Origin of the sequence: Amycolatopsis alba DSM 44262 (assembly GCF_000384215.1) — a bacterium.
Taxonomy (GTDB): domain Bacteria; phylum Actinomycetota; class Actinomycetes; order Mycobacteriales; family Pseudonocardiaceae; genus Amycolatopsis; species Amycolatopsis alba.
The window spans coordinates 3,177,093-3,189,194 of the sequence record NZ_KB913032.1 but is presented as its reverse complement, the minus strand read 5'-3'; the positions used below and the strand labels follow the sequence as shown (position 1 = coordinate 3,189,194).

Annotated in this window: 10 protein-coding genes; 2 read left to right on the top strand and 8 right to left on the bottom strand. The window is 68.5% G+C overall.

From position 1 onward, the window contains the following. Window positions 1–3: 3 nt before the first annotated feature. Window positions 4–1,275 (bottom strand): alpha/beta hydrolase family protein, encoded by a 1,272-nt coding sequence (locus AMYAL_RS0114950; protein WP_020632116.1) that lies wholly within the window; start codon window positions 1,273–1,275, stop codon window positions 4–6. A gap of 118 nt (window positions 1,276–1,393) precedes the next feature. On the opposite strand from AMYAL_RS0114950, the gene AMYAL_RS0114945 reads away from it, so the two are divergent. Continuing rightward, window positions 1,394–2,248 carry an extracellular catalytic domain type 1 short-chain-length polyhydroxyalkanoate depolymerase gene (locus AMYAL_RS0114945; RefSeq protein WP_020632115.1) on the top strand — a complete coding sequence of 285 codons (855 nt, stop codon included), beginning with the start codon at window positions 1,394–1,396 and terminating at the stop codon, window positions 2,246–2,248. Here the strand turns inward: AMYAL_RS0114945 and AMYAL_RS0114940 are convergent. After that, on the bottom strand, window positions 2,225–2,530 hold the full coding sequence (locus AMYAL_RS0114940) for an ArsR/SmtB family transcription factor (protein WP_020632114.1): 306 nt from the start codon (window positions 2,528–2,530) through the stop codon (window positions 2,225–2,227). The genes AMYAL_RS0114945 and AMYAL_RS0114940 overlap by 24 nt on opposite strands. A 51-nt stretch (window positions 2,531–2,581) precedes the next feature. Between AMYAL_RS0114940 and AMYAL_RS0114935 the strand changes: the two genes are divergently transcribed. Next, a complete protein-coding gene (locus AMYAL_RS0114935) occupies window positions 2,582–3,751 on the top strand; it encodes an MFS transporter (protein ID WP_026467088.1) in 1,170 nt (389 codons plus the stop codon). A 94-nt stretch (window positions 3,752–3,845) separates the two neighbouring features. On the opposite strand, the gene nicT is transcribed toward AMYAL_RS0114935, so the two are convergent. The 6 genes from nicT to AMYAL_RS0114905 form a co-directional block, all read right to left on the bottom strand. After that, window positions 3,846–4,949, bottom strand: a complete 1,104-nt coding sequence (gene nicT / locus AMYAL_RS0114930) for a Nickel transporter NicT (RefSeq protein WP_020632112.1) — start codon at window positions 4,947–4,949, stop codon at window positions 3,846–3,848. 74 nt (window positions 4,950–5,023) lie between these two features. Beyond that, on the bottom strand, window positions 5,024–5,953 hold the full coding sequence (locus tag AMYAL_RS0114925; protein ID WP_020632111.1) for an N-acetylmuramic acid 6-phosphate etherase: 930 nt from the start codon (window positions 5,951–5,953) through the stop codon (window positions 5,024–5,026). Window positions 5,954–5,970: 17 nt separating this feature from the next. Beyond that, complete coding sequence (locus tag AMYAL_RS0114920) at window positions 5,971–6,969, bottom strand: MurR/RpiR family transcriptional regulator (protein WP_026467087.1); 999 nt, start codon at window positions 6,967–6,969, stop codon at window positions 5,971–5,973. A gap of 210 nt (window positions 6,970–7,179) precedes the next feature. Then, window positions 7,180–8,955, bottom strand: coding sequence for a serine hydrolase domain-containing protein (locus AMYAL_RS0114915; RefSeq protein WP_020632109.1), 1,776 nt, complete (start codon window positions 8,953–8,955; stop codon window positions 7,180–7,182). 11 nt (window positions 8,956–8,966) lie between these two features. Next, window positions 8,967–10,235 (bottom strand): exo-beta-N-acetylmuramidase NamZ family protein, encoded by a 1,269-nt coding sequence (locus tag AMYAL_RS0114910; RefSeq protein WP_020632108.1) that lies wholly within the window; start codon window positions 10,233–10,235, stop codon window positions 8,967–8,969. Next, a complete protein-coding gene (locus AMYAL_RS0114905; protein WP_020632107.1) occupies window positions 10,232–12,037 on the bottom strand; it encodes a glycoside hydrolase family 3 protein in 1,806 nt (601 codons plus the stop codon). Before AMYAL_RS0114905 ends, AMYAL_RS0114910 begins: the two co-directional genes overlap by 4 nt. Window positions 12,038–12,102 lie beyond the last annotated feature (65 nt).

Below are 12,102 nucleotides of genomic sequence, written 5' to 3'. Positions count from 1 at the left end.
CGATCAGTTTAGTGCGCAACTGGTCGCGAGATCACCGTCTCCGCGGGGGATGGTCGCGGAGACCGGCGGGCGAACGCCGTCGATCCAGCCTTCGAGAGCGGTGAAGGCCGTCCGGAAACACGGGCCGATGGGCCGCAGTTTGTCCGGGAAAGCGTCGTACAGGCCGTCGACGTGGTTGCCGTCGACGATCCGGTAGTAGCGCTGCAGCCCGGCGCGGCCCTGCTCGGCGATCATCCGCTGGTAGACGTCGGAATCGCGGGTGATCGGCAGGAGGGTGTCGAGGGTGCCGTGCAGGGTGATCAGCGGTTTGCCGATCCGGCCGGTCAGCGAGATCCGTTCGACCGCGCGGCGCGCCGACGGCGGGCGAGTGGCGTAGTCGTAGTCGGTCCCGGTGAACGCTGGATCGAATTCGGCCTGGTAGATGCGCTGGGTCAGTCCCCAGTAGACGTCGTTGTGGTACTGCCAGAGGAATTCCGAGCCCGGCGCGAAACCGGCGTCGAGAATCCGCTGGTGCGCTTGCGGTGAACCGGCGACGTACGCGGGGTAGGCCTTGATCGCGGGCGGCAGGAAGGTGAACAGGTTCGGGCCGTCCGCACGCCAAAGCGTGCCCTCCCAGTCGATGCCGCCGTCGTAGAGCCACGGCCGGTTCTCCAGCTGCCAGCGGACGAGGTAGCCGCCGTTCGACATCCCGGCCGCGAGCGTGCGGCTCGGCAGACGTCCGTAGCGGTGCGCCACGGCGGCCTTCGCGGCGATGGTCAGCTGCGTGACCCGCGAATTCCACTCGGCGAGCGCGTCGCCGGGCCGTCGTCCGTCGGTGTGGAAGTCCGCGCCGGTGTTGCCCTTGTCGGTGGCGGCGAACGCGTAACCGGCGGCGAGGACCTGGTCGCCGATCGCGCGGTCGTTCGCGTACTGGCGCCGCACGCCGGGGGAACCCGTGACCACGAGCCCGCCGTTCCAGCGATCAGGCAGCCGCAGCACGAACTGCGCGTCGTGGTTCCAGCCGTGCGCGGTGTTGGCGGTCGAGGTGTCCGGGAAGTAGCCGTCGATCTGGATACCGGGGACACCCTTGGGGGCGGGGAGGCCTGCCGAGGTCAGCCCGGCCCAGTCGGCCTGGACGGTGTGGCCGGTGACGAGCGTGCCGGTGGTCGTCAGATCGTCCAAACAGGACAGTTCTTGTTTCGAGGCGCCGGGAACGCGCACGTTCCCGCAACCGCTCGCCGCCTGGGCGGGCGTGGCCAGGGCCAGCATCATCGCGAGGACCAGAATGAGCCGCATCGGCCGACGGTAAGCGCGGTTCGCGTGTGCCGGTACCCGGCGTGACCACACAAAACGGGCCGCCGCTGTGGTGGTCGTCCACGTGGGAACCGGGCTTCTGCGGTTTTAGCCTGAGGTGATGCGAAAACTCCTCATCGGCGCGGTGGTTTCGACATTGGCCCTTCTCTTCGCGACTCCGGCACAGGCGGCGACGATCCGCCCGGTGACCGGGTTCGGGAGCAATCCCGGTGCTTTGCAGATGTTCGAATACGTTCCCGACGGGCTGCCGTCCGGACGTCCGGCGGTGGTCGTGCTGCACGGCTGCACTCAGGACGCCGCCGTGTACGCGCGTGGCTCCGGCTGGGTCGGGCTCGCGGACAAGTTGCGATTCAAACTCGTTCTGCCGCAACAGGTTTCGGCGAACAACTTCAACAAATGCTTCAACTGGTTCCAGGCGGGCGACATCAAACGCGGATCCGGTGAGGCCGAATCGATCGCGCAGATGGCGCGGTTCTCGGCCGGGAGCCGGACGTACGTGACCGGTTTGTCGGCGGGCGGCGCGATGACGTCGGTGATGCTGGCGGCGTATCCGGACCTGTTCTCGGGCGGTGGTGTCGTGGCGGGACTGCCCTACGCCTGCGCGACCTCGATGATCGACGCGTACTCCTGCATGAATCCCGGCAAGGATCTGACCCCGAAGCAGTGGGGCGACAAGGTTCGGGCCGCGAGTACGGGTTCGCGGTCGCCGGTCAGCGTGTGGCACGGCACCGCGGATTACACGGTCGCTCCGATGAACCTGCGTGAGCTTTCCGAGCAGTGGACGGATGTCGGCGCCGCCGTCGACACGCACGCCGTCACCGGGATGGGACACGGTCAGCCGATCGCGCCAGGGTCCGGTTGCGGGCAGGCGGGGCCGTATCTGCTCGACGTCGGCGTGTGCGCCGCTGCGGAACTCGCGGCGAAGTGGCGGCTAGGCGAGGACGGCGTCCAGTAGGCCGGGGAACCGCTTGTGGATGTCCTCGATCCGTAGTTCGACCCAGCGGGTCCGGCCCTCGACGAACGTCGTCGTGAGGCCGGCCTCGCGAAGGACCTTCCAGTGGTGGGAGAGCGTCGGCGCGCTGATCTCGACGTCGTACTCGGTGATGGCGCAGCTTCGCGGCGAAGGGTTGCTTCGCAGGGCGCGGATCAGCTCCAGGCGTACGGGGTCCGCGAGCGCCTGGAGGACCGGCACGATCTCGATGTCCTCGGTCGCCGGTTGCGGCAGCGTGCTGCTCACTTCGCTCCAACTGTTTGACAGGCATCGAATAGTCCGGCCACTATACCTCCCATGACGATTCGACGATCATCTAATGATCGGCTCGCCTTGGGGGCTCTGCTGGTACTCGCCGTCGGGACGTTCACCGTCGGCACCGACGGGTTCGTCCTGAACGGGCTGCTGCCCACCATCGCCGCCGACCTGCGCGTTTCCGAAGCCGTCGCGGGCCAGCTGACCACGGTCTTCGCGGTGACCTACGCGATCTCTTCGCCGCTCATCGCGGCTTTCACCGGACGGCTCGACCGGCGCTGGGTGCTCGGCGCGGGGATGGTGCTGTTCACGATCGGCATGGCCGGTCAGGCGATCGGCGAGTCCTTCGCCGTGGTCGCCGTCGCTCGCGTGCTGGCCGCCCTGGGCGCCGCCGCGTTCCAGTCCAACGCCTACGTGCTCGCCGGCGCGCTGGCGTCCGACGAACGGCGCGGCCGTGCGTTGGCCACGGTTTCGTTGGGGATGAGCGTGTCGATGGTGCTCGGCGTGCCGATCGGGGTGCTGGCGGGCACCTGGTTCGGCTGGCGCGCGGTGATGTGGGGGATCGGCGCGGTCGCGGTTGTCGTGGCGCTGCTCGTGCCACTGCTGCCGGGCCTTCGGGTTCCGACGGTGTCCTTGCGCGACAGGCTCGCCGTCGTCGTGCGGCCGCCGATCGCGCGCGTGCTCGGCGTCAGCGTTCTCGGCACCGCCGCGGGCTTCGCGGCCTTCGTGTACTTGCCGGTGCTCGTGGCTCCGGTGGCGGCGGGCGCGATGATCTCGTGGCTGCTCGTCGGGTTCGGGATCGGGCAGATCGCGGGTAACTCCTTCGCGGGCCGGGCGACCGACTCGCTCGGCCCCGCGCGTGTCCGGTCCCTCTCGCTCATCGGCACGGTCGTGACGCTGGCGCTGCTGGACGTCGCCGTGCTGAGCCTGCCCGGCGCGGTGGTTCTCGCGCTGGCTTCGGGGGTGTTCGGCGGGATGCTGATGGTGCCGCAGCAGCACCGGCTGTTCTCGCTGGCGCCTGACGCGCCGACGGTCGCGCTGGGACTCAACGGATCCGCGATCTACGGCGGTGGTGCCCTCGGTGCCGCGCTGGGTGGCGTCGTCCTGTCGTCGGCGGGGGTCTGGTGGGTTGGCCCTGTTGCCGCCTTCGTCGCTCTGCTGGGCTTCGCGCTTTCGGTCCTTTCGCGGACGCGAGTGCCCCAGCCCGCCTGACCAAAGTGAGAGCAAGGGACCTTTGCTATCGCCTCTCTTAACGTTGAGAGAAGTGGCAGCAAAGGTCCCTTACTCTCTTTTCGCAGGTCAGGGGCTATTTCGCGGGGAATCGGGCCGACCAACGCTCCTCGATACGCCCGAAGCGCCATACGAGGAGCGCGAAGAGCCACGTAAGCACGAAGAGCGCTACGACCGCGTAGCCGACGTAGTCCAGGCTAAGCGACCCGATCGCGGCGAGCGGACCGCTCGTGATGCCGAACCGTTCGGTGACGATCGAGATCACCTCGATCGTCCCGATGAGCAGCGCGACCGCGACGGAAAGCGCCGTCACCGTCAAGTTGTAGTAGATCTTCCGTACCGGCTTCGCGAAGGCCCAGCCGTACGCGTAGTTCATGAAGCAGCCGTCGGCGGTGTCGAACAGCGTCATCCCGGCGGCGAACAGGATCGGCAGCACCAGGATCGCGTACCAGGGCAGGGAGAACGCGGCCGCGCCGCCGGCGAGCACCAGCAGGCTGATCTCGGTCGCGGTGTCGAAGCCGAGGCCGAACAGCACGCCGATCGGGTAGATGTGCCAAGGCTTGCGCACCGCCTTGGTGGCGCCGCGGAGCAGGCGGTTCATGAAGCCGCGATTGTCGAGCTGCCGCTCCAGCGCCGCTTCGTCGAACTCACCCCGCCGCATCCGCCGGAACACCTTCACGATGCCCACCAGCACCACGAGATTCATGATCCCGATGAGGTACAGGAACACCGCCGAAACGGACGTCCCGATCAGCCCGGTCGCTTCGTGCAACGCCGACGTGTCGTCCTCGACGGCGCCGGCGAGCGCCCGCACGCCGAGCGACAGCAGCAGGCACAACACGAAGACGATCGTCGAATGCCCGAGGGAGAACCAGAACCCGACCGAAAGCGGCCGTTGCCCGTCGGCCATCAGCTTGCGGGTGGTGTTGTCGATCGCGGCGATGTGGTCCGCGTCGAACGCGTGCCGCATCCCGAGCACGAAGGCCGTGACGCCCAGGCCGACCCCGAACACACCCGTGGCGCCGAGCTCGTACTGGCGCGGCGCCACGAAAAGCGTCAGGACCCCCCAGCCCACGACATTGAGGAACAGGATGAATCCGGCCATCCCGGCGACGGACACCCGTTCGCGTCGCGTGAGCGCGAGGCGTCGGGATGAACGGGGTCGTCCGCCGATGTTCATGGCCCCCCGGTCTCTCGGTCGCGAATATCCGAGAGCCTAGGGAGATGAGCAGGTGATGGGCAATAAGTGATCTTTCAGCTCGCGCGCACCCGCAGGGAGTCGAGAGCCTTCCGTACGTGGCCGTCGTTGGCCGTCAGCGCCTTCGCCGCATTCGCGACGTCCTCGCCGGACAGCAGATGGACCAGCGCCACCTTGAGGTCGCCGTCGGCCTCGGTGAGCGCGTCGGAGCAGTCCGCCATGCTCATCCCCGTGGCCTCACGCAGGATCCGGATGGTCCGCCCGCGCAGCTTCGCGTTGGTCGCGCGCATGCTGACCATCAGGTTCGAGTACGTGCGGCCGAGCTTGATCATCGTCGCCGTGGAAAACGCGGTGAGGATGATCTTCTGCGCCGTGCCCGCCTTCATCCGCGTCGAACCGGCGATCGCCTCGGGGCCGGTGTCCACCGCGATGAGGACATCGACACCCGGCGGCGTCACCGCGGCCGGATTGCCCGAGACCAAAGCGGTCCTGGCACCGAGACGGCTGGCCGCCGCCAGCGCGCCGAGCACGTAGGGCGTCCGGCCGGAAGCCGTCAGCCCGAGCACGAAGTCGCCGGGCGCGACGGACTCGGCCACCTCGGCGGCGCCTGCCTTCGCGTTGTCCTCGGCGTCTTCGACGGCTTGGCGCAGAGCGCGCGCGCCGCCCGCGTGATGCGCGATGAACCAGTCGGAGGGCACGTTGAACGTCGGCACGAGCTCCGCCGCGTCCAACGTCGCCAGCCTGCCGGAGGTACCGGCCCCGAAGTAGTGCACGCGGTGTCCCGACCGCAGCGCTTCCACGGCGAAGTCGACCGCCCGCGCCACCTGCGGCAGGACCGCGGCGACGGCTTCGGGGACCCGGCGGTCCTCGGCGTTGATCGCGCCGAGGATGCCCATGGTCGACATCAGGTCGATGTCGGTCGTCCGTGGATTGCGCTGTTCGGTTGGCGAATCGACGTGCACCACCTGGCGTGGGACGGTCATCATGCGCCTCACTTTTTCGCTCATTTGCCGGTTTCCCGCGGCCGCCGCCTGCCGTCGGGCCGTACGCCCAGCCGGTGCGAGCCAACCGCGTCCCTGGTCGCGTCGAGTGCGTTGACCGACGCGTCCATGTGCCGCTGCGCGACACCGATGAACAGGCAGTCGATGACGGTCAGCTGCGCGATGCGACTGGCGGTCGCACCGGAACGGAACGTCGTCTCCCGCGCGGCCGTGGTCAGCACGTGGTCGGCGACCTCGGTGATCGGCGAACGCGGGAAGTTCGTCACGGCGACGGTGATCGCGCCGTGTTCACGGGCCACACGCAGCGCCTCGACGGTGTCCGTGGTCGCGCCCGTGTGCGAGATGCCGATCGCGACGTCTCCGGGGCTCAGCACGGCGGCCGAGGTGAGCATGATGTGCGTGTCCGACCAGGCGAAGCTGACCCGCCCGATGCGGTGCAGCTTCTGCTGCAGATCCGCGGCCACGAACGCGCTCGCGCCGACGCCGTAGACGTCCACGCGGCCCGCGCCCGCCACGATGTCGATCACGCGCTGTAGCGACGGGACGTCAAGCTGGTCAGCGGTCTCCTCCACGGCACGTGCGTCCGCGAAGCTGACCTTGCCGATGACCGCGGCCAGGTCGTCCTCCGGCCCGATCTCGCCACCGAGGTTGCGGCTCGACCGCGCCTCGGACCGGGCGGTGTCGGCCGCCAGGGCGATCCTGAGCTGCGGATATCCACCGACGCCGACCGCCTTGCAGAACCGCGTGACGGTGGTTTCGCTGGTGTTGGCCGCGAGCGCGACCTCGGTGATGCTGCGCCGCGCGACCTGCGCGGGGTCGTCGAGGACGACCTTCGCGACGCGCTGCTCGGCCCGTGCGAGCCCAGGCAGGAGGGAGCGAATCCGGACCAGCGGGCTCGCGTCAGCGTCCCGTGTCGGCTGCGCCGGCACGGCCTCGGACGGTGCGGCCGCGATTACGGATTCGGTATCGCCCACCGTGGGAAAGTTACTAACCGTTGGCATCTGCGACAAGGCTACCCACACCCTTCGGGAAGATCGCAACCTATCCGTGTCTGCGGATTCGATTTGCGATTAATCGTTGACCAGAAAGTCGCTAACCAGGTCGCAGCCGTTAACGAGGTCGAGCTAACGACTTGGCAACTTAGTGTCGCGATGCAAGGGGCTGTGTCCCGGTCAACGGGGCAGTTTGGTCAGCGATATGAAACCGCCTGACTACCTAGCGCTCAACTTCCACCCGGTAGCTGCGAAAGTAGGGGGATTATGCTCACTGTCCAGCAGTATGCGGCCCCGTTCAGTGACTTTCACACCGTCCAAGGAAATTCCGCGCCCCGTGTAACGGGCGTCGGTCGTGTAACGCCACCGGAGGGTGATTTGTGAGCTTTGCGATACCTCGGCGGCGGCCCGCCACCAAGCCCGGTGGCCGTGACCGCCGAGGCCGGTCAGGTCCCCAACAGGTGCGCCTGGTCCGCTTGCACGCAGAGTAATCGTTTTCCAGGTGGCGCCGGCGTCGGTACTTATTTCCAGGAAGAGCGAATCAGAGGGGCCTTCGGTGTCCACGAAGGTGTCGAAGGAGACCTTCAGCGGACCACCACGGCTCTGTAACGGCGGCGTCGTGAGCGTGGCCGTGGAGACGTCCCCGACACCGCTGAACCACGCGTCGCGGCCGTGCACCGGACGGACGGCCATCGCCTTCGCGAGCGAGCTCGCCCACGTCTCCCTGGCGAGGTTGATCGAGCCCCAGTTCCGCGTCGGGTGCACGCGGTTGGTGAGCAGGATCGCGAACGACCTCGACAGCGGGTCGATCACCAGCGAGGTCCCGGTGAACCCGGTGTGCCCGGCCGTCGAGGGCGCCGACAACGCGCCCATGTACCAGGGCTGGTCGAGCTCGAAACCGAGCCCGTGGGCGTTGTCGGGGAACTTCTGGTTGTAGTTCGTGAGCATCGCCCGCACGGTCTCCTGGCGCAGGATCCGGTGACCGCGGTACGCGCCGCCGTTGAGGATCGTCTGCGCCAGCACGGCCATGTCGGTGGCGGTGGAGAACACGCCCGCGTGCCCGGCGACGCCGCCCAGTGACCAAGCGTTCTCGTCGTGGACTTCGCCGCGTACGAGCCCTCGCGGTGGCTTCACGGCGTACTCGGTCGCCGCGACCCTGGCGAGCTTCGAGACCGGCGGGTTGTACCCGGTGTCGACCAGGCCGAGCGGACCGGCGATGCGATCCTGGACGACCTTGTCCAGCGGTGCTCCGGCCAGCTTCTCGACCAGGAAGCCGAGCGTCAGCAGGTTGATGTCGGAGTAGAGGTACGTACTGCCCGGCGGGTTCTTCAGCGGGCTGTCGAGGACGGCCTTCCGGCGCGACGGGATGTCCGGGTAGCCCTCCCACAGCGACGGGAGCGGTGTCGCGGCGAAACCCGAGACGTGGGTGAGCAGCTGCTGGACGGTGACGGCTTCCTTGCCGTTCACCCCGAACTCCGGCAGGTATCGCACCACCGGCGCCGAGATGTCCAGCTTGCCCGTCTCCGCCAGCTGCATCACCGCGATGGAGGTGAACAGCTTCGAGATCGAGGCCATGTCGAAGATGGTGTTCGCGCGCATCGGCACCTGCTGCTCCGGCGGCAGTTCCGTACCGTTCGCGTCGGCGTAGCGGACGGCGCCGCCGACGGCCTGACGCTCGACGACCACACCGTCGTGCGCGAGCAGGCCGACCGCCCCGGAGAAGTGCGGATGCCCGGTGGCGTCCGGCTTCGTCCAGCTCTCGACGAACCGTTCGGCCGCTTTGATCGGCTCAGGGTCGAGGCCGACGTCGGAGGGCGCGCCGTCACGCAGGACGGTGGAGGCGGGCGCGAAACCTTCGCGCGGCCTGTCGAACCGGCCCGCCGCGCGGTCTTCCTGTTGTCCGGTACCCGGAATCGCCTGTGCTCCCGCCGTCGACAGCGTGGTCGCCGCGACCAGGACGGAAACAGCCGCGATCAGGATCTTCCTAGCATGCAAGGTCGTTCCCTTCAGCGGTAAAGAAGATGGCGACGGCGTTTCCGGTCGAACTCGGCCAGCTCGGCCTGCCAGGACCCGACGATCTCGTCCACCCCGGCGCCCTTGTCGATCATCGTGCGCAGCCTGTCGGAGCCCGAGAGCTTGTCGAGGAAGTTGTCGGGCCGCCACTTGAACTTGTCCGGATGCACCTGTTTCGCGGTGACGAACATGGTGACCGCGGTGCGGATGGCGTCGAAGGCCCGCGCGTCCGTGATCGTCACCTGCACGCCGCCGCAAGGCTCGTTGACGAACTTGCCGAACGTCGGCACGAAGTACGCCTCACGGAACTTCACACCGGGAAGCCGTAGCTCGCCGAGCTTCTCGCGCCAGCGCCAATCGAGGCCCGGTGCGCCGATGATCTCGAACGGCCTGGTGGTGCCGCGGCCTTCGGAGAACACGGTGCCCTCGAACATCCCGGTGCCGGGATAGAGGAGCGCGGTGTCCGGCGTCGGCATGTTCGGGCTCGGCGGGACCCAGGTCAGCCCGGTGCGGTCGAAGAGCTGATCACGCCGCCAGTCCCGCACCTCGACGATCTCGAGCTTGCCCGGCGTGACCCCTTCGGCGGGCAGGAACTCGGCCGCGAAATACCGCGCGAGTTCGCCGACGGTCATGCCGTGCTGCTGCACGATCGGCTTCCGGCCGACGCCCGAGGCGTACGCCGGGTTCAGCATCGGACCGGCGGCCTTGCCACCCAGCGGATTCGGCCGGTCCAGCACGACGACCGCCGCGCCGACCTTCGCCGCCGCGACCATCGCCGTGTAGAGCGACCAGATATAGGTGTAGAACCGCGCACCGACGTCGGCGATGTCGAAGACGAGGGTGTCGACGCCCGCCTTCGTGAACATCCCGGCGAGCTTCGTCGCGTCGGCGCCGTACGCGTCGTACACCGGCACGCCGGTGCGCGGATCGGTGTAGTCGCCTTCGGAGCCGCCCGCCTGCGCGCTGCCTCGGAAGCCATGTTCCGGCCCGAACGCGGCGAGCGGCCGGACCCCGGCGGCGACCATCGAGTCGACGATGTGATCGCCGCTCACCAGCACCCCGGTGGGATTCGACAGCACGCCGAGCTTGCGCCCGGCCAGTGCCGCCCAGCCGCGGGCGGCGAGCAGGTCCGCCCCGGTGCGGGTGCGCGGGGGACCTTTGCTCTCGCTTTCCGGCTGGGCCGTCGCGACCGAGGAGCCCGCTGTCAGCGCGGGGACCGCGAGTGCTCCGGTGGCGAGGAAGTGGCGGCGGTTGAGGTTCACCAGGTCAGCCCGTGGCCGAACGGGTACTTCACCGTGCCCACGTCCTTGCCGGCGGGGATGTCCACCGGGAGCTTGCCCTGCGGCTTCACCTTCCCGAGGATCACCTTCGCCAGCGCTTCGAGCGAAGGCGTGATGTAGCCGTACGTCGCGAGCCACGTCTTGATCGGGTTCTCGTAGCCGGCGTCGTAGGGGATCTGGGCGGCGACCGCGACCACGGGCTTCCCGGTGTCGGCCAGCGCCTGCAACAGCTTGCCCTGCAACGGATACGTGCCGACGTTGTTGGTCAGCACGACGACAAGGTCGGCGTTCTTCGCCGCCGCGACGGCCTGCGCGATCTGCGCGTCGGTCGGGGTCTGGCCGGTCTGCAGCGCGGTCGCCTGCGTTCCGTGCGCGGTGAGTTTCGAGGCCAGCGCGGTCGTCGTGCTGACGCCCCAGCCGGTCACGAGGGTCTTCGCGGGCTGCTGTGCGAGCGGCAGGACGCCGCCGTCGTTGCGGATCGCGGTGACCGACCGGTCGGCGATGCCCTGCGCGGTCGCGAGGTTGGCCGGGGTGCCGACCTTCGACATCACCTTCGCCGGGTCGACGAACGGCGAGGTCAGGATGCCCCGGTTCAGCTTGAGCTTGAGCACCCGCAGGACACTCTCGTCGATCCGCCGTTCGGTCAGCTCACCCTTGCGGACCGCTTCGAGCACCGAATTGATCGCGACTTCGAGATGCACCGGCATGAGCAGCTGATCGATGCCGGCCTTGAGCGCGAGTACCGGGATCTCCGCGTCGGTGTGCATCGCGCGCACCGCGTCCATCTCGAGCGAGTCCGTGATCGCGACGCCGCGGTAGCCCAGTTCTTCGCGCAGCTTGCCGGTGAGGATCGGCTTCGACAGCGTCGCGGGCTCGCCCGACGGGTCGAGGCTGGGGAACTGGATGTGCGCGCTCATGATCGAGTCGATGCCCGCGCTGATGGCGGCCTTGAACGGCGGGACGTCGGTCTCGCGCCAGCTGGCTTCGCTCCGGTCGATCCGGGGCAGTTCGAGGTGACTGTCCGTGGCCGCGTCGCCGTGGCCGGGGAAGTGCTTCGCGGCGGCGGACACCGTTTCGGAGCGCCGTCCGGAGTTTTGGAAGCCCTTGACCTGTGCCCCGACGAACTGGCTCGCCAGATCCGGGCGGCCGGAGAAGGAACGGACGCCGATCACCGGGTTCGCCGGGTTCGAGTTCACGTCGGCGTCGGGGGCGAAGTCCTGATTGATGCCGACGGCGCGCAGTTCGTGCCCGAGGATCCGCGCGGCCTCCTGGGCGGCCTTGGTGTCGCGGCCCGCCGAGATCGCCATCGCGTTCGGCAGTTCGGTGGCGGGGGCACCCATGCGGGTGACCGTGCCGCCTTCCTGATCGGTCGCGATCTGCAACGGGATGTGGGCGCCGCTGCGGATCGCGGCCCGCTGGAGCCCGTTCGACAGCTTGGCGACCTGCACCGGGTCGTCGAAGTTGTCGCGGCTGTCGTTGTTGAAGTAGATGACGCCGCCCAAGTGGTACTTCTCGATCACCTGCGCGGGAGTGTCCACTCCGAAGTCGGCCTTGTTCTTGGCGTTGACCTCGTCGGCGGACTTCCCGTTCACCCACGTGACGAACAGCTGGCCGACCTTCTGTTCCAGGGTGAGCCCGCGCAGCGCCCGCTGCGCCTCCGCGTCCGCTGTCACCGGCTGCGCGGTCGCCGGGACGCCCGCGACGGCGAGGGTGAGCAGACCCGCGAGGGGCAGGGCGAGCGCATGGATCCTCCGATGACGGGCGTGCGCGGTTCGGGTCGTCACCTCAAGCCTCCCAGATTCGTGCCTGACTCTCAGGTGGAAAGAAGTCCACCTGGAAGCACTGATAT

What these genes read in the sequence shown, in the direction of transcription:
- AMYAL_RS0114950 (WP_020632116.1), bottom strand. Translation starts at nt 1,275, where the DNA reads ATGCGGCTCATTCTGGTCCTCGCGATGATGCTGGCCCTGGCCACGCCC.
- AMYAL_RS0114945 (WP_020632115.1), top strand. Translation starts at nt 1,394, where the DNA reads ATGCGAAAACTCCTCATCGGCGCGGTGGTTTCGACATTGGCCCTTCTC.
- AMYAL_RS0114935 (WP_026467088.1), top strand. Translation starts at nt 2,582, where the DNA reads ATGACGATTCGACGATCATCTAATGATCGGCTCGCCTTGGGGGCTCTG.
- nicT (WP_020632112.1), bottom strand. Translation starts at nt 4,949, where the DNA reads ATGAACATCGGCGGACGACCCCGTTCATCCCGACGCCTCGCGCTCACG.
- AMYAL_RS0114925 (WP_020632111.1), bottom strand. Translation starts at nt 5,953, where the DNA reads ATGATGACCGTCCCACGCCAGGTGGTGCACGTCGATTCGCCAACCGAA.
- AMYAL_RS0114920 (WP_026467087.1), bottom strand. Translation starts at nt 6,969, where the DNA reads ATGCCAACGGTTAGTAACTTTCCCACGGTGGGCGATACCGAATCCGTA.